This is a genomic window from Staphylococcus saprophyticus subsp. saprophyticus ATCC 15305 = NCTC 7292 (assembly GCF_000010125.1).
Taxonomy (GTDB): domain Bacteria; phylum Bacillota; class Bacilli; order Staphylococcales; family Staphylococcaceae; genus Staphylococcus; species Staphylococcus saprophyticus.
The window spans coordinates 1,128,925-1,147,451 of sequence record NC_007350.1 but is presented as its reverse complement, the minus strand read 5'-3'; the positions used below and the strand labels follow the sequence as shown (position 1 = coordinate 1,147,451).

Here is an 18,527-nt window from a genome sequence, read left to right as displayed (position 1 = left end):
AAATAACCTTCTATTCATAGAAGGTTATTTGTGAACATATTTCATTTTAAAATACCTAATCAAACTCAATAGTAAATCAATAAATTCTAATAGCTCTATGAATGTGATCTATCTATATATTTGAGTAAATGACCTAATAAAGGTGCAATTAAGAATAAAATAAAGAATATCCTAAAAATATGATAACTCGATATCAGCGCCACATCGGCACCTGTTTCAATTGCTACTAATACGATTTGGCTCATGCCACCAGGTGCAGCACCAAGGAACAATTCATTTACAGAATGATTAGACACCATCGAAATTAGCAACACCATGATAAAGGCAAGTAATATCAAAAGTACATTTTGAAATGCAATCGCAACTGCAATTCTCCCTTTCATTTGATCTAGCAACTTAGCTATTTGTAGACCAATGCGAATCATATAGATCACCTGGGCCGACGCAATAATATAATTATCTAGAGTAAATGTTACACCTGTAATTAAATTCCAACTAATAAGTACTATAATCGGTGCTAGTAACTGTTTCGTTGGAAAATTAATCTTACTCATTATGATATAAACAATAAAAACTGCTAATGCTAAAAGTAATATTTGGGGAATTGATACTGCATCTGTCAGTACCTTCGTTGTCGCCTTTTCAAGGCTACCATTACTACCATTATCTCTGAAAAAGTAAGAAATAAATGGTACTAGAATAACTACAAAAATAATCCTTGAAGTTTGTGTCAAACTGACTACCATAATATTTGCTCTTTTATTTTCTTCCGCCATGATTAACATTTGACTTAAAGCCCCTGGAATCACACTAAGAATAGCAGTTTCCGTATTAACTTTGGCAATTTTTTTGAAAAAGAATGCTATCACTAATGCTAGGGCTAACAACATGACAGTAATCAAAATAATCGTTAACCAATCATCTTTAATATCTAATATTACATTTTTAGTGAAAGTTGAACCAATTTGAACACCTAGCAAAACCAAACCTATCTGACTAAGCCAAAATGGCCATTCAATCTCTAGACGAAAGACCCTCACACAAATCACACTTGCAATAATAGGACCAAACATGAATGGCAACAATATATGCGCTACGTTTAATATCAAACTTAATATCACGGCGAACAGTAATACGATCATATTATTTCTTAATTGCTTATTCATGTTCTCACAACTTTCATCATTATCGTCAATCACAGTCAATCCAAATAAAATGCCCGCTCAACACATTGGTTGCTCGGGCATCATTTAAACTTTATACAATTCGACTTAATGCTGTATCAAATGCTTGTATGGTTTTGTTAATATCTTCTTCAGTATGTGAAGTAGAAAGGAACGTTCCTTCAAATTGTGAAGGTGGTAAAAATACGCCCTCTTTTGCCATTTCTCTATACATTTGGCTAAACATTTCTAAATCGCTATTGTTAGCTTGTTCAAAATTCGTTACTGGCCCTGCATTTAAGAAATATCCTATCATAGAACCAGCACGATTTACAGTGATTGGCACATTATGTTTGGCAAAAACATCTTTTAAGCCTTGCTCTAGTAAATCACCTAATTTATTGAAATAGTCATACGTTTCAGGTGTTAATTGACTTAATGTTTCGTAGCCGCTCGTCATGGCTAATGGATTACCGGATAATGTACCAGCTTGATAAATATCACCTGTTGGGGCAATTTGATCCATAATTTCTTTTTTACCTCCGAATGCACCTACTGGCAATCCACCACCGATTACTTTACCTAAGCAAGTTAAATCAGGAGTGACATCGAAGTATCCTTGTGCACAGTTATATCCTACACGGAATCCAGTCATTACCTCATCGAAAATCAATAACGAACCATACGCTGTTGTGATATCTCTTAAGCCTTGTAAAAAACCTTCAACTGGAGGTACCACACCCATGTTACCAGCTACAGGCTCAACAATTACGCCTGCGATATCGTCACCGAATTCTTCAAACGCAACTTTGATTGCATCTAAATCATTATAAGGTACTGTAATTGTGTTTTTTGCAATACCTTCTGGCACACCCGGTGAATCAGGTAATCCAAGTGTTGCTACACCAGAACCAGCTTTTATTAACAGTGAGTCACTATGACCATGGTAACAACCTACAAATTTCACAATTTTATTTCTACCTGTATAACCACGAGCCAAGCGTAATGTATCTAACGTCGCCTCAGTACCTGAAGATACCATACGCACTTTTTCTATAGATGGTACACGTTCGATAACAAGTTCAGCTAATTTATTCTCCTGTAATGTTGAAGCACCAAAACTTGTTCCTTTGTCCACCGCTTCATGTATCTTTTCAATGACTTGTTTATTTTTGTGTCCTAAAATTAAAGGACCCCAACTTAATACATAATCGATGTATTCATTACCATCAATATCATAAATTCTTGAACCTTCACCATGATCCATAAATATGGCTGGTGTATCAACAGATTTAAATGCTCTTACTGGACTGTTTACACCACCAGGCATTAATTCTTCGGCTTTAGCCATTGCTTTTTCTGAGTTACTGTAACGCATTCACATAACCTCCTAATCACTATTGTTCGTCTAAATAACGACAAATATCTTTTGAAAAATACGTAATAATCATATCCGCACCAGCACGTTTCATGGAAGTCATTTGTTCCATAACAACTGCTTTTTCGTCTATCCAACCATTCAATGATGCGGCTTTAGTCATACTGTACTCACCACTTACATTATATGCAACAACTGGAACGTTCGTAGTATTTCTAACATCTCTAATAATATCTAAGAAGCTAAGGGCTGGTTTAACAATCATCATATCTGCGCCCTCACGTAAATCACTATCTAGTTCTCTCAATGCTTCTCTACGATTAGCTGGATCCATTTGATAAGTCTTACGATCTCCAAACTGTGGTGTTGATTCTGCAGCATCACGGAAAGGACCAAAGAAACTTGATGCATATTTAATTCCGTAACTCATAATTGGGACATTATAATATCCAGCGTCATCTAGACCTGCTCTGATTTCAGCAACAAAGCCGTCCATCATATTACTAGGTGCAATGATATCCGCACCAGCTTCAACTTGTGATATAGCTGTTTTCACTAATAATGGTAGTGATTTATCGTTATCTACATCTTTCGTTTGTTCATTAATGACACCACAATGACCGTGGTCTGTATATTCACATAAGCATGTATCTGCAACAACTAATAAGTCATCATACATAGCCTTTGCTTTTCTTGTAGCTTCTTGAACAATCCCATTATGATCATATGCACCTGTTCCTATAGCATCTTTTTCATTTGGAACACCGAAAAACATAACACCTCTAATGCCTAAATCATATGCTTCTTTAATTTCTTCGTCTAATACATTTAAGCTTAATTGGTAAACGCCAGGCAATGATTTAATTTCTTCTTTAACATTATCACGTTCTACTACAAAGATTGGATAAATTAAATCTTCTTTGTTCACATGTGTTTCTCTAACTAAATTTCTCATTGATTTACTACTACGTAAACGTCTATGTCTATCAAATTGCATTTTCTTCCCAACTTTCTAAAATTTTATTAACTAAAGCATCTAATGTCTGTATATCAGCAACGATACCTTGTTTTTGATAATGATTCAATGTATCTAGCGTTTGTTGCCCTATCACAAAATAATTATTAAATGATACGTTTTGATTATCTTCAAAAAAATAACGCACTGCGGATGAACTTGCGAATGTAATTGCATCCACTTTGCCTTGCTCAATCAACATTTTAACATGCTTAATATGCTTTGTATGTGGCACAGGCTCATATAAATCAATCTTTTGAACATTATAATTTTGTTGTTTCAATCCTTCTTCAAGCGTGGACCTAGCAGCTGCACTAGAAGGTAATAAAATATTGCTTTGTTCATGTGTTTTAAATGCTTTCAGAAATCCTTCTTGCGAATAGTCTTTAGGACAAAATGATACTTTCAATCCAATTGAAGTACAATAATCTGCAGTTTTTTCACCAATCACAGCAATTTTTTTGTAATTCAGTTTAGATAAGTAGGGTTTGAAGTATTCCACAGCTTTTTTGGACGAAAAAATAAGCCAGTCATAATTAACATCGAGTAAATTCAGATTAAATGATAATGGTTCTACATTTATGAAAGGTTTATGTAGTATACATACATCTGATTTATAAAATTCACTCGTTTGAGTCATTACTATAACTGGTCTCATTTATTTTCACCTCGAAGTATTATTGTTCTTCGTTTAGTGCTTTAATTATTTCATACGCGCCTTGTTCATTTAATACTTTAGTCACTTCTTCACCTAATGCAACAGGATCTGTGCCGCGTACAGTGTGCTGATATCGTTCTTTACCATCTGGAGACATGATTAACCCTGTAAATTCGATTGTGCCATCAGCTTCTTTTGTTGCATAGCCACCGATTGGCACCTGACAACTACCATTCATTCGAGTTAAGAACGTACGTTCAGCAGTGACACAATCAGCAACATCTTGATTATGAACTTTGCTCAATAGTGATAAAAGGGTCTCATCATCTGAACGACATTCAATGCCTAATGCACCTTGACCTATTGCTGGAATTAATGTTTCTTTGTCTAAATAGCTCGTGACGATATCATCAGACCAACCCATACGTTTTAATCCGGCAGCAGCTAGAATGATTGCATCATAATCTTCTGTTTCAAGTTTATTTAAACGAGTATCAATATTTCCTCGTATCCATTTAATTTGTAACTTAGGATATTTTGCAAGAATTTGTGCACCTCTGCGTAACGAACTTGTTCCCACAATGCTATTATCAGGAAGTTCATTTAAAGGAACATGATTTTTTGCAATATATGCATCGTATGGATTTTCACGGTCAGGGATACACCCTAAAGTTAACCCATCAGGAATGACGCTAGGTACATCTTTCAAAGAATGTATCGCCATATCGATGCCATGATTAAATAATTCATTTTGAATTTCTTTCACAAAAAGGCCTTTTCCGCCTACTTTCGATAATTGTTTATCTACGATGAGGTCACCCTTTGTCACTATTTCTTTAATTTCTATTTCTAAACTTGGGTCAATAGCTTTTAATTTATCTATAAATTGTCGACTTTGTGTTAAAGCCAATTTACTTCTTCTTGAACCAACGACTAACTTACGCATTTTGCGTAACCTCCTAGCAATTTAGCGTTTTATCATTTATATTTAGTATCTCTTTAAATCCCAGTCCATTGATGAAAATCAGAAACATGGGAAGTGAATAATAAATTAATCATGTTTAAACAAAATAGAATGATATTAATATAAATCAACTTATGTTTTGATATCGACTGCCTTACTCTTAATAATAAGTATAAACCATACAATATCGTAATAATTACAGACATAATTACTTTCGGATCTACAAAAATATCCATCCCAATCGTATTGATGCCCCATTGAGCACCTAAAATAATGCTTAATATGATAAATAAAAAACCCACTAAACTATTATAAAATACAACTTTTTCAAGTGTAGCTACACTACTAATTCTAAAGTATTTTTGAGTAAATCGCTTTTGTTTCAAATTTTTAAATTGAATTAAGTATAAAATGCTATTCACAAATGCAAAGGCAAAAATAGCATAACTTATTATTGCAAACGTTACGTGTACAATAAGTAATTCATTGATTACATTCAATTTTTCACCAGCACCTTGATAGTGCATAGGTTGAAATGTACTAATTGCGATAAAAACGAAGCCAATTATATTAAATAAGAAAATGGATATATTGACTTGTTTAATCACACTAATCACGATTGATATCGAAATAATCAACCACGCAAGTGCAAATAATACATCAAAAACATTGCCCAATGGCACTTGATTTGTTGCGGTTACATAAAAAGATAAGGAGATTGTTTGTAACACCCAAACAATCCCCAATGTAACAAATCCAATGTTTCTAATCTTATAAAACCTTTTAATAAAATCAAAAAAATAACAAGCAATACTAAATAGATAAATTAATAATATTAGTTCATTTAACCTTATGAATAATAGTTCTTGCATATTATCACCATTTGCTAATGCTTATTCAAAACTTAAGATTTGACCTGTTTTCATATTGTTCTTTTGCTTTTTAGCTTCATATGCATTTTCAGCTTCAATATCAAATATGCTTTGAAATAGCTCTAATTTTTCGTTACTTTTCTTATCACTACTCAATTCTTTAGCTTGTTTTATAGGATCTTTCAACATTTGGTTTATAATGCTTTTTGTATGTTTTGAAATGATTTTGCGTTCTCTTTCAGATAATCCAGGTAATTTTCTGTCTATACTATCCATTGTATCCTCTTGAATTGACATGGCCTTTTCTCTAAGTGCGCGAATAACTGGCACAACACCTAACATATTAACCCATTCATTATGTGCTTCAATTTCATTTGGAATGTTTTGTATAATTTGTTCTGCTGCTAGTTGGCGTTCTCTCAGATTAGCATCTACTAAACCTTTCAAATCATCAACATCATAGCTAAACATATCATGGATTGTATCTATATTCGGTTCAATGTCCCTAGGAACCGCAATATCAATCATTACTAATGAATCGTGTTTACGTTCAGTGCTAATAGATTGCAACATTTCATTTGTCACAATATAATTTTCTGAACTTGTTGAACTTATTACTATATCTACGTCTACTAAAAGTCTTGGTAATGATTCCATTGGTTCAAATTTAACATGATGTTTCATTGCTAAATCTTGAGCTTTACTCAATGTTCTATTTACAATTGTGATATCAGTTACACCTGAACCAATTAAATTTAAGAGTGATAATTCACTCATATCCCCTGCACCTATAATTAAAGCTTGCTTATTATTGACTTTGCCAAATACTTTTTTACTCAGTTCAACAGCCGCATACGAAACACTTACTGCATTATCAGCAATATCAGTCTCATTATGTGCTTTCTTCGCAAAAGTAATTGCTTGTTTAAATAAATGATTAAAGATAGTGCCTGTTGTATCTTCTTCTTGAGCTAAAAAGAATGCGTTTCTAATTTGCCCTAGAATTTGTGTCTCACCTAGTACAACAGAATCTAAACCTGAAGTGACTTGCAATAAATGTTTTACTGCTTCGTCCCCCACTTTTACTTCAGTCATATTTTTAATATCCTCAACATCTAATCCAAATGATCTCGCTAAGAATCTCTGTATATAATAGCGACCCGTATGAATTTGATCTGCAACAGCATATACTTCTGTTCGGTTACAAGTTGATAGTATAACGTTTTCTAAAATAGATTTCGTTTCATATAAATCAACATTGGCTGAACGTATGGCATCATCTTTGAAAGCAACTTTTTCTCTAAGTGCTACATCTGCAGTACGATGATTAATGCTTACCGCAATTAAATGCATTTATAACGCCCTCCATACATATTACAATAAGTTTATTATAACACAATTATGACATGCGTTAAGTAACTCGTCCTGTAAATTAGAAGAATTATAATCTGTAGTCATATTGTTGTCATAATTATACTTAATTTTCTATTATATGTAATGATAAAAAGCCTGTTCTTTATAATAATTACAAATACTTTTCTATAACATTCCAAATTTGTTGTTGTTTATTATTTTTCACAGATGAATAACTTATAATTTCATCTTCAGGTTCCATTTCTAATTTTTGTTGAATATTTGCTAAGTGCTTTTGTACTTTGCCTTTTGCAATTTTGTCTTCTTTAGTTGCTACTACAAATGTAGGAATTTCATAATATTTTAAGTAGTTATACATTAAAATGTCATCCTCTGTTGGGTTATGTCTTAAATCTACAAGTTGAATGACTAATTTTAATTCTTCTCGCTGTGAAATATATTTTTCAATCATTTTGCCAAAAGCTTCACGTTGTTTTTTGCTCACTTTAGCGTATCCGTATCCTGGTACATCGACAAATACAAGTTGATTATCTATGTTATAAAAATTAAGTGTTTGTGTTTTCCCAGGTTGTTGTGACGTACGTGCCATATTTTTTCTACCAATCATGCTATTAATAAACGTAGATTTTCCTACATTAGATCTTCCACTTAAACCAACTTCACTTAGACCTGTTTCAGGATATTGTTCTGGTTTCACCGCACTTATCAATAATTCAATCTCGTTAGGATTAACTTTCATTTTCGTCCCTCTTTTCTGTTAAACTCTCTGATTCATTATATTACACAAATTATTAAATGAATATGTATTCTCACTATAAAGTGGTTATTTTGAAAAAAATAAAAATAGGAGTGGGTTAGCAATCTCAATTAACTTTGATTGCTTAGTCCCACTCCCAGTTTACTACTTAAAATATATTAAGCAGATGTTTGTTCTTTATTTACAAGATTTCCATCTTTATCGTAAAGTTCAGGTTCTTTTTCATCATTAATCGTTTCTGCAGTAATTACTACTTTAACAACGCCATCAGAAGATGGTACATCGTACATAATATCAATTAATGCTTCTTCGATAATTGAGCGTAATCCACGCGCACCTGTTTTACGTTTTATTGCCTTATTACTAATTGCTGACAATGCTTCATCTGTAAATTCTAATGTGACATCATCTAGTTCAAGCATTTTAGTATATTGTTTAACTAAGGCATTTTTCGGTTGCGTTAAGATGTTTTTTAATGCGTCTACATCTAATGTCTCAAGGTTCGCTACAATTGGCACACGTCCAATAAATTCTGGAATTAAACCATATGATTGTAAATCTTCTGGTCTAATTTGTTCAAGAATCGCATCTTCATCATACTTAGATGCTTCGCTACTAGAGAAACCAATTACTTTTTCACCTAATCTACGTTTGATTACTTCGTCAATACCATCAAAGGCACCACCAAGTACAAATAAGATGTTAGTCGTATCAATTTGAATTAACTCTTGGTTTGGATGCTTACGTCCGCCTTGTGGTGGAACACTTGCTGTTGTGCCCTCTAAAATCTTAAGCAATGCTTGTTGGACACCTTCACCAGATACATCACGTGTAATCGACGTGTTTTCTGATTTTCTGGCAATTTTATCAATTTCATCGACATAAATAATACCTTTTTCAGCTTTATCTATATCAAAATCAGCAGCTTGGATTAAACGTAGTAATATATTTTCAACATCATCACCGACATAACCAGCTTCTGTTAAACTTGTAGCATCAGCAATTGCAAATGGTACATTTAATGTTTTAGCTAATGTTTGTGCTAGAAGTGTTTTACCACTACCAGTTGGACCGATTAAAGCAACATTACTTTTTTGTAATTCCACTTCGTCTTCGTTAGGTCCTAATTGTTGAACACGTTTATAATGATTATAAACAGCAACAGCTAATGATTTTTTAGCTTTTTCTTGTCCAATAACATAATCATTTAATTTGTCCATAATTTCTTTAGGTGTTGGTAATTCAGTTAGCCCTTCAGGCTCTGATTGAGCTAATTCTTCTTCAACTATTTCTGAACATAGCTCGATACACTCATTACAAATATACACGCCACTTCCTGCTACTAGTTTTTTAACTTGGTCTTGATCTTTACCACAGAAAGAGCATTTTAAATTTTCTTCATCTTCATTGAATTTGAACATTCTATTTACACCCCTATTCCCTAAAGACTATACTAGATAGTATTTTAATATGCAACTTACACCTTTCACAAGTTATTTGCATAAAATAGTGTAGCAGACACATTATTTGAATGCATCTGCTACTAGTTTACTATATTAAACGACTAACATATAATTCACAAAACAATTTGCTCTATTTATATTTAGTTACGCTTCTGAGTCATCTTTAGATGGTTCTACTAATTTAGCTTCATCAACTAATAAGTCGATAACTTTTTGAATACGTACATCATTTTTAACGATATCCGTATTACCTAGTGTTTGTTTAATATCTTCTACTGAAATATTAAATTGTTCACTCATTTTTTCTAATTCTTTATCGATATCATCATCTGAAACTTCAATATCTTCTGCATCAGCGATAGCAGTTAATGTTAAGTTTGTTTTAACACGTTCTTCTGCATCGTCTTTCATTTGTTCTCTTAATTGTGATTCATCTTGACCAGAAATTTGGAAATAAGTTTCTAAATTAAGACCTTGTTGTTGCATACGTTGTCCAAATTCTTGAACCATGCGATCTAACTCAGTATTAATCATTGCATCTGGAACATCAATTGAAGCATTGTTTGCTGCTTTGTTAATTGCTTCTTCTTTTTGATTGTTTTCAGCATCTGTTTCTTTTTGTTCAGTTAGACGTTTACGTAAGTTTTCTTTATATTCATCAACAGTGTTTGCTTCTGAATCTAATTCGTTAGCAATTTCATCTGTTAATTCTGGAACATCTTTATATTTAATTTCATTAACTTTTGTTTTGAATGTAGCTTCTTTACCAGCTAATTCTTCAGCATGGTATTCTTCTGGGAATGTAACGTTAACATCTTTTTCTTCACCAGTTTTAACACCTACTAATTGTTCTTCGAATCCTGGAATAAATGAACCTGAACCAATTTCAAGATCGTAGCCTTCAGCTTGTCCACCTTCAAATTGTTCTCCATCAACATAGCCATCAAAGTCAATGTTAACTGTGTCGCCATTTTCAATAGCGCCATCTTCTTTAACAACCATTTCTGCTAAATGACCTAATTGATGATCAATTGATTCTTGTAATTCTTCATCAGTTAATTCAACATCTTGTTTTTCAACTTCTAAACCTTTGTAGTCACCTAATTGAACTTCTGGTTCTACAACAACATTAGCTTCAAATGTCATTTCTTTACCTTTTTCAATTGATGTTACATTGATTTCTGGTTGGTCAACTGGTTTAATTCCAGTTTCGTCAATAGCTTCACCATAAGCTTCTGGTAATAAGATATCAACTGCATCTTGATATAAAGCTTCTACACCAAAGCGTTGTTCAAAAATTGGACGTGGAACTTTCCCTTTACGAAAGCCAGGTACATTGATTTGTTTAACTACTTTTTTGAAAGCTTGATCAATTGCTTTGTCTACTTTTTCTGCTGGAACTGTAACGCTTAATACACCTTCGTTACCTTCCTTTTTTTCCCAAGTTGCTGTCATGTATAAAAACCTCCATGATTATCCTATTTTATTTTTTCAACTTCACTATTATAGCATAGGACTATTCACTACACAAACCCTGTGCTTATAACATTTTATTTTCCTGTGAAATTGAAATTATTTGCTTTATTATAACACTATTTTTTACAATTACCCGAAATACAAATGATTAATTATTCAATTTATCTATTTCAGTAATAAATTGAATGGCCGCATTAGACTCATCTAATGATTCTAAACCTATCATCGCTTTAAAGTAATTTGTATATGCCTCAACCCAAACATCTATATGAGCGATTCGCTCGATATCCAATGGATAAAATAAAATGGCATGATTATTCATTAAATGAAGCGCTTCTTCTATCAATTGCGCAGCATCTTCTTCAATGTGCTGAATCACATTTGGAATGATGTTAAGTTTAAATTCAGTATGTTCTAATCCTGGTAATTTGCTAGGTATAACAGACATGTCAAAATTGTATTTTATTATATCTATCTCTTGATCATATTCTGCAAAACGTAAATATTCAAGCATGATACTTAACACATTAGGTGTGAGAGTAACATGCTCAATAATATTCACAACCGTATTTTTATAGCTGAACTGACTATAATCAATTAATGTAAGTATCGTATTAATTTGATCACGAAGTGAAATTGAGTCGAAATCTTGAAGCATTTTGGTAGCATGTTCATTATGGCTATCTATTTGACTCATTGCATATTCTTTAATCGGGAACAATTCCATTCTAGTTCTATGGTCATTAACTTCATCTATAATTTGATTGATGACTTCTACTACTTCAAAATACTGTCCCAAGCCGTTTAAACTTTTCACATAATAAACCATTAAATCATCATACTTTGTCGTTCCTTGCTTAAGTAAAATAATGGCCTCTTCACGTAATTCTAGAAAATGCTGCATATTATATAACATTGAACATTTTAATAAAGCCATTTGTTCATCTAATTCGAAGTGTTCTTCAAAGTCTTCAAACAATTGATACATTTGCTCTAAATCATTGCTATTAAACGATTGCTTAATTTCTCTAATCAGTTTTTCTTTTGATCGAGGAAAAGGAATGACATCGGACATCTTTATACACCCCTACTGTTTAGCTTGTAATATTAAAGCGCTCCATGATTCAAATTCATCATAGTTATCAATTTTACTTTGATCTACCCATTTTATTCTCAATGTGTCGGTTTCTTTTGATTCTACATCATTACTATTTACATTGATTTTAAAGACGACACCTAGATGTACTTCGCCTACTTCATTCGTGTCATCATTGATGAAACCGATGTAAGCTAAATTCTGAGATTTGCTATCAGATAAACCAACTTCTTCTTCTAATTCTCTTTGAGCGTTAACTCTCAACACTTCATTTATAGATTCAGCACCCTTAACATCATTCATATGACCACCAACACCGATTGACGACTGACCATGTAAACGTGCCTCTCCACCACCAGACAAACGTTCATAAACTAAAATTTCATCATGTTCATTTTCTAATATGCAATATGAAATTAATTGTTTGTATGATGGGTCTTCTTCCATATCACCGCGTCGTTTTATCTCATATTTTGAAAGTGTGTCAAAAATATCTTGACCTTTTGTAGTATTTTTATCTAAGAAACCATTAAATTTATTTTTTTCATTATCAAATAAAATTGTTCTTGGAACTACTGTTATCATTTCATCAAATTTAGACATTAGTTTCTCCTTCATATATGACTTCTTCATTATTTTATCAAACCGTAGTTATTTATCAAAATGATTATTCAAAATCATATTGTAGATTGTTAATATAACTTTAGAAATTACAAAAATTAATTTGCTATGTATTTTAATCTCATTCATTAAATTTAAGACAACAAGAGAAAAGTTGAATTTTCATTGTTTAACTTTTCTAGAATTAAATTGAAACGAATCGATAAACATAAATGATCTCCAATATAGAGATTGCATTTCAACCATCTTTTGTCCTATATGACAAAGAGTCTGAGACAATAATTCATGTCCCAGACTCTACTTGATTATTATTTTAAAGCATCTTTTGCTTTAGCTACTAATTCACCAAAAGCTTTTTCATCTGAAATTGCAATTTCAGAAAGCATTTTACGGTTGATATCAATTTCAGCTTTTTTCAAACCATTCATTAATCTTGAATAGCTCATGTCATGTTGACGAGCTGCTGCATTGATACGTGTAATCCATAATTTACGGAAATCACGTTTTCTTTGACGACGGTCACGGAATGCATATTGACCTGATTTCATAACTTGTTGTTTTGCTACTTTATATAATGTACGTTTTGAACCGAAGTAACCTTTAGCTAATTTAATCGTCTTTTTACGACGCGCTCTTGTTACTGTTCCACCTTTAACTCGTGGCATAATAAATTCCTCCTCTAAATATGTTCGATCTTATCTTTTTTATATCGTTAATTATTTTTTATAAGCTAATAATTGTTTTACACGTTTCATATCTGATTTGCTTACTAATGAAGCTTTACGTAATTTACGTTTTTGTTTAGTACTCTTGTTTGCAAATAAGTGAGATGTGAAAGCTCTAGAACGTTTTAATTTACCTGAACCAGTTCTTTTAACACGTTTAGCTGCTCCACGGTGTGTTTTCATTTTAGGCATGATTCATTTCCTCCTGTAATATCGATTATTATTTTTCGTTAATTGGACTTAACATGATGAACATTTGACGTCCATCCATTTTAGGTCTTTGTTCAACTGTAGCGATGTCTTTGCATTGTTCTGCAAATTTTTCTAATACACGTTGACCAATTTCTTTATGCGTAATTGCACGACCTCTGAAACGAATTGAAACTTTACATTTATCGCCTTTTTCTAAGAACTTACGTCCATTTTTCAATTTTGTTTGGAAATCGTGTTCCTCAATTGTTGGACTTAAACGAATTTCTTTAAGGTTGATTGTTTTTTGTTTCTTTTTCATTTCTTTTTCTTTTTTCTGTTGTTCAAATTTGTATTTACCGTAATCCATAATTCTAGCAACAGGTGGTTTAGCGTTTGGAGCCATAATGACTACATCTAAACCAACGCGTTCCGCCATTTCTAGAGCTTCATTTTTAGTTTTAACACCAATTTGTTCTCCGTCTTGACCGATTAAGCGTAATTCTTTTGCACGAATCTTTTCGTTAACTTGAGTTTGATCTTTTGCTATGGTTGACACCTCCAAGATTTTTACGAAATTATCCCAAGCAAAAAGAGCGAGTATATAATATACCCGCTCTTCTCTACACATGAAATTAACATGTATATATAAGACCTGCCAACTGCCTATAGCGTCGCAACAGGTGAGAAGCGGGAGCTTCTACTTGGTTCGTTTCGTATTCAACGTTACCTATCTTATCAATAATACATATACAAGTCAATAGCTTTTTATTATTTATTAATTTCTTCCATATCAACATCTTGTCGTAAGTTCACTTTTTCCAATGGAACCATTTTCGTTTTATATCTCACTTTATGATAAATGAAGAACGCCAAGAATACTGGAATTCCCATATAAGTGATAACAAACCTGTTAAGGTCAAAGTCACCTGTTTTAATAAAATCTACATCTTGTCCAATAATAACTAATACACACAAGATACCAGCAAATATAGGTCCAAATGGGAATAATTTCGCTTTATATTTCAATTTAGACTTATCATAATCTTGTTTATCAAATGCTTTTCTAAATCTATAATGACTCACAGCTATACCTACCCATGCGATGAAACCAGTCATACCACTCGCAGCTACGATATATTCATATGCATCACCACTCAAGTGTTGCAATATAAATATGCCTATAACTATGATTGCTGTAACGATTAAAGATACATAAGGAACACCGCTTTTATTTGTTTTACCAAATATAGGGTATGCCAGTTTATCTTTACTCATTGAATAAAGCATTCTAGTTGAAGCATACATACCTGAGTTACCTGCAGAAAGCACTGAAGTTAAAATGACTGCATTCATGAATGACGCAGCAAATGCTAAGCCTGCATTTTGGAATACTAATGTAAATGGTGAAGTAGAAATATCATCTCCGCCGCCCATTAACGCTGAACTATCGTAAGGTATTAGCATACCGATTACAAATATAGCAAGTATATAAAAGATTAATATTCTCCAAAATACTTGTTTAATTGCTTTTGGAACTGCGCGTTCTGGATTTTCAGATTCACCAGCAGTAATACCAATCAATTCTGTACCTTGGAATGAGAAACCTGCCACTAAGAACACACCTAAAATAGTAAGTAAACTACCTCCAAGACCGTCACCTAAAATAGGTCCACCGCCTTTAGTAAATGTATCAAAGCCTACAAATTCGCCTCCCATAATACCTAGAATCGTTAATAGACCAATTGCAATGAAAATAATTACAGTAACTACTTTAATTAACGCGAACCAATATTCACTTTCGCCATAAACTCGTACAGATAATGCATTAAGTCCAAAAATAATAATTAAAAAGAGACAACTCCAACTCCAAGCCGGAATACCAGATAACGGCGTCCAATATTGAATAACTTGCGCAGCTATTGTAACATCGGCAGCAACAGTAATTACCCAGTTAAACCAGTAGTTCCATCCCAATGCAAATCCTAATGAAGGATCTACAAAGCGTGTAGCATATGTACTAAACGATCCAGATACAGGTAAATACGTCGCCATCTCTCCTAATGAAGTCATAAGAAAGAAGACCATTGCTCCAATGATTGCATATGCTAAAAGCGCACCAAGTGCACCAGCATCGTGGATCGCACCACCGGAAGTCATGAATAGTCCTGTTCCAATACAACCCCCAATAGCAATCATGGAAATATGACGGTCTTTCAACCCTCTTTTAATCCCAGTGTTTTGATTTTCTTGATTTGCCATAGAAGCTCCCTTTCTTTAAATTTAGAGGCTAACTTTCTATATGATTAATCCAATACGTTTATAGTAAAACATTGTCATCTGTATTCAGTATATCCATTACACATGACTTCATATTTTCGTTCTATCCCGTTAATGTATTTTCAATAATCATTAAACCAAAACAAAATGGTTGCATACCCATTAGATATGCAACCATTTTAATAATAGCATTTATATAGGTAGCACATCACATATGTGACAGTCCAGTTTCTTTCGATAACTGTCCCAACCTGTATTGTAAATGGTCAATACAGGTTTCGGCATTTTCACCTTTCATGCATTCAACATATGCCCCATCTGGCTTCTGAATCATTACTCTTTAAAAACGCAACCTCTAACTCAAATTTAATTTTTTTATTACTCACTAAACTGTAATATACATGATTTTAACAATAGTTTCAAGACTATCTTTGTTTTTTCAATCTGATTTCATCAACTAAGTTCCAAATGAATTCATCTTTTTCAAGCGTTTCTTGATCTTGGGAACCATATTTTCTAACATTTACTTCTTTGTTTTCAACTTCTTTGTCACCAACGACTAGTTGATATGGGATTTTTTGCATTTGTGCTTCTCTAATTTTATAACCCATCTTTTCATTACGATCATCAATCTCTACACGTACACCTTGAGATTTTAGTTCATCTTGAATAAGTCTTGCATAATCATAATGTAAGTCAACATTAACTGGAATAATTTCTACTTGTTTTGGTGCTAACCAAGTTGGAAAGGCACCTTTAGTTTCTTCCGTTAAGAACGCTACGAAACGTTCCATAGTTGATACAACACCACGGTGAATAACTACGGGTCTATGCTGTTCGCCGTCATTACCTATATAAGTCAATTCAAATTTTTGTGGTAATAAGAAATCAAGTTGCGCTGTAGATAAAGTTTCTTCTTTTCCCATCGCTGTTTGAACTTGTACATCTAGTTTAGGACCGTAGAATGCCGCTTCACCGATGGCTTCTTCATAGTCTAATCCTAGTTCATCAACCGCTTCTTTTAACATACTTTCAGCTTTAATCCACATCTCATCGTCATCAAAGTATTTCTCTTTATCTTCTGGATCTCTATAACTTAAACGGAAGCTATAATTCTCAAAATTAAAGTCATTATAAACATCTATAATTAAATTAACTACGCGTTTAAACTCTTCTTTGATTTGATCTGGACGAACAAAAATATGCGCATCATTTAAAGTCATACCACGAACACGTTGCAATCCTGAAACCGCACCACTTGCTTCATAACGGTGCATTGTACCAAGTTCAGCAATTCTAATTGGTAGTTCACGATATGAATGCGGTTTATTAGCATAAATCATCATATGATGTGGACAGTTCATCGGTCTTAATACCATTTCTTCATATTCATCTAATTTCATTGTCGGGAACATATCTTCTTGATAATGATCCCAGTGTCCAGATGTTTTATATAAATCAACGTTTGCCATTACTGGTGTATAAACGTGATCGTAACCCATACTCACTTCTTTATCTACGATATAACGTTCAATTTCACGACGGATTGTTGCACCATTAGGCAACCATAGTGGTAAACCTGCGCCTACTAACGGATTATTAGAAAAGAGTTCTAACTCTTTACCAATTTTACGATGGTCACGTTCTTTTCTTTCTTCAAGCATTTGCAAATGGGCTTTTAAATCTTTTTTATCAAAGAAAGCTGTACCATAGATACGTTGCAACATTTTATTATTGCTATCGCCACGCCAATAAGCACCCGCAGTTGATAACAATTTGAATTCTTTAATTTTTGAAGTTGATGGTACATGGACCCCACGACATAAATCAGTAAATTCTCCTTGTGTATACAATGTCACATTTTCATCTTCTGGAATCGCATCAATTAATTCTTGTTTATACGGATCATCTGAGAAAAAAGCTTTTGCTTCATTACGTGACACAACTTTGCGCTCAATTGGATAATTTTCGTTCGCAATTTGTTTCATTGTTTTTTCAATTTTTTCAAAATCATCCGATGAGATACTTTCTTCCATATCAAAGTCATAGTAGAAACCACCTTCAATAACAGGTCCAACACCAAAATGAACCTCACCATACAAACGTTTTAATGCTTGCGCCATTAAATGTGCTGTAGAATGACGTAAAACTTCCAACGCTTCATCTGAACCAGGTGTCACGATTTCAATATCTCCATCACTTTCAATAGGTCTAGTTAAATCAATTAATTGTCCATTCAACTTGCCTGCCACAGCTTTTTTTCTTAATCCTGGGCTGATGGATTGTGCGATATCTTCAGTTGTTGTTCCTTTGTCAAATTCCTTTGTATTACCGTCTGGAAATTTAATTTTAATTTGATCCATGTCACATTCCTCCTATTTTTTTCAAGCTCTTAAATCTTTACGAATCACCCTATGTTACTACTCAAAAACACAAAAAGACCTCATCCCAAAAAAGGGACGAGGTCTTCGTGGTACCACCCTAAATTAAAGTTAT

General features: G+C 33.1%; 17 protein-coding genes, 1 riboswitch and 1 other annotated feature. All 17 genes read right to left on the bottom strand.

The features are described 5' to 3' along the window. Positions 1-95: 95 nt before the first annotated feature. Positions 96-1,166, bottom strand: a complete 1,071-nt coding sequence (locus tag SSP_RS05620; RefSeq protein ID WP_011302932.1) for an AbrB family transcriptional regulator — start codon at positions 1,164-1,166, stop codon at positions 96-98. Positions 1,167-1,257: 91 nt separating this feature from the next. After that, on the bottom strand, positions 1,258-2,541 hold the full coding sequence (hemL, locus tag SSP_RS05615) for a glutamate-1-semialdehyde 2,1-aminomutase (protein WP_002483076.1): 1,284 nt from the start codon (positions 2,539-2,541) through the stop codon (positions 1,258-1,260). A 19-nt stretch (positions 2,542-2,560) separates the two neighbouring features. Continuing rightward, the gene (gene hemB / locus SSP_RS05610; RefSeq protein WP_002483075.1) at positions 2,561-3,538 is read right to left on the bottom strand and encodes a porphobilinogen synthase; all 978 of its coding nucleotides are present in this window, start codon (positions 3,536-3,538) and stop codon (positions 2,561-2,563) included. After that, complete coding sequence (locus tag SSP_RS05605; RefSeq protein WP_011302931.1) at positions 3,528-4,214, bottom strand: uroporphyrinogen-III synthase; 687 nt, start codon at positions 4,212-4,214, stop codon at positions 3,528-3,530. The genes hemB and SSP_RS05605 overlap by 11 nt, the downstream gene beginning before the upstream one ends. A 19-nt stretch (positions 4,215-4,233) precedes the next feature. Continuing rightward, positions 4,234-5,160 carry a hydroxymethylbilane synthase gene (gene hemC / locus SSP_RS05600; protein WP_011302930.1) on the bottom strand — a complete coding sequence of 309 codons (927 nt, stop codon included), beginning with the start codon at positions 5,158-5,160 and terminating at the stop codon, positions 4,234-4,236. 53 nt (positions 5,161-5,213) lie between these two features. Continuing rightward, entirely contained in the window at positions 5,214-6,050 is an 837-nt protein-coding gene (ccsA, locus tag SSP_RS05595; RefSeq protein ID WP_011302929.1) for a cytochrome c biogenesis protein CcsA, read from the bottom strand. 21 nt (positions 6,051-6,071) lie between these two features. Then, positions 6,072-7,403, bottom strand: coding sequence for a glutamyl-tRNA reductase (gene hemA, locus SSP_RS05590; RefSeq protein ID WP_011302928.1), 1,332 nt, complete (start codon positions 7,401-7,403; stop codon positions 6,072-6,074). A 172-nt stretch (positions 7,404-7,575) separates the two neighbouring features. Next, a complete protein-coding gene (gene yihA, locus SSP_RS05585; protein WP_011302927.1) occupies positions 7,576-8,163 on the bottom strand; it encodes a ribosome biogenesis GTP-binding protein YihA/YsxC in 588 nt (195 codons plus the stop codon). A 176-nt stretch (positions 8,164-8,339) separates the two neighbouring features. Then, the gene (gene clpX, locus SSP_RS05580; protein ID WP_011302926.1) at positions 8,340-9,602 is read right to left on the bottom strand and encodes an ATP-dependent Clp protease ATP-binding subunit ClpX; all 1,263 of its coding nucleotides are present in this window, start codon (positions 9,600-9,602) and stop codon (positions 8,340-8,342) included. A 186-nt stretch (positions 9,603-9,788) separates the two neighbouring features. After that, positions 9,789-11,099, bottom strand: coding sequence for a trigger factor (gene tig, locus SSP_RS05575; RefSeq protein WP_002483068.1), 1,311 nt, complete (start codon positions 11,097-11,099; stop codon positions 9,789-9,791). Between the two features lie 169 nt (positions 11,100-11,268). Then, positions 11,269-12,195, bottom strand: coding sequence for a hypothetical protein (locus SSP_RS05570; protein ID WP_011302925.1), 927 nt, complete (start codon positions 12,193-12,195; stop codon positions 11,269-11,271). A gap of 12 nt (positions 12,196-12,207) precedes the next feature. Next, the gene (locus tag SSP_RS05565) at positions 12,208-12,819 is read right to left on the bottom strand and encodes an NUDIX domain-containing protein (protein ID WP_002483066.1); all 612 of its coding nucleotides are present in this window, start codon (positions 12,817-12,819) and stop codon (positions 12,208-12,210) included. A gap of 326 nt (positions 12,820-13,145) precedes the next feature. Beyond that, positions 13,146-13,502, bottom strand: coding sequence for a 50S ribosomal protein L20 (gene rplT, locus SSP_RS05560; RefSeq protein ID WP_002483065.1), 357 nt, complete (start codon positions 13,500-13,502; stop codon positions 13,146-13,148). A gap of 51 nt (positions 13,503-13,553) precedes the next feature. Beyond that, on the bottom strand, positions 13,554-13,754 hold the full coding sequence (gene rpmI / locus SSP_RS05555; protein WP_002483064.1) for a 50S ribosomal protein L35: 201 nt from the start codon (positions 13,752-13,754) through the stop codon (positions 13,554-13,556). Between the two features lie 28 nt (positions 13,755-13,782). Further along, complete coding sequence (infC, locus tag SSP_RS05550; RefSeq protein WP_002483063.1) at positions 13,783-14,310, bottom strand: translation initiation factor IF-3; 528 nt, start codon at positions 14,308-14,310, stop codon at positions 13,783-13,785. Positions 14,311-14,333: 23 nt separating this feature from the next. After that, positions 14,334-14,463 (bottom strand) — a sequence feature (ribosomal protein L20 leader region). A 59-nt stretch (positions 14,464-14,522) separates the two neighbouring features. After that, positions 14,523-16,013 (bottom strand): amino acid permease, encoded by a 1,491-nt coding sequence (locus tag SSP_RS05545; RefSeq protein ID WP_002483062.1) that lies wholly within the window; start codon positions 16,011-16,013, stop codon positions 14,523-14,525. Between the two features lie 211 nt (positions 16,014-16,224). Next, positions 16,225-16,397, bottom strand: a riboswitch (Lysine riboswitch). Positions 16,398-16,456: 59 nt separating this feature from the next. Then, entirely contained in the window at positions 16,457-18,394 is a 1,938-nt protein-coding gene (gene thrS / locus SSP_RS05540; RefSeq protein ID WP_011302924.1) for a threonine--tRNA ligase, read from the bottom strand. Positions 18,395-18,527 lie beyond the last annotated feature (133 nt).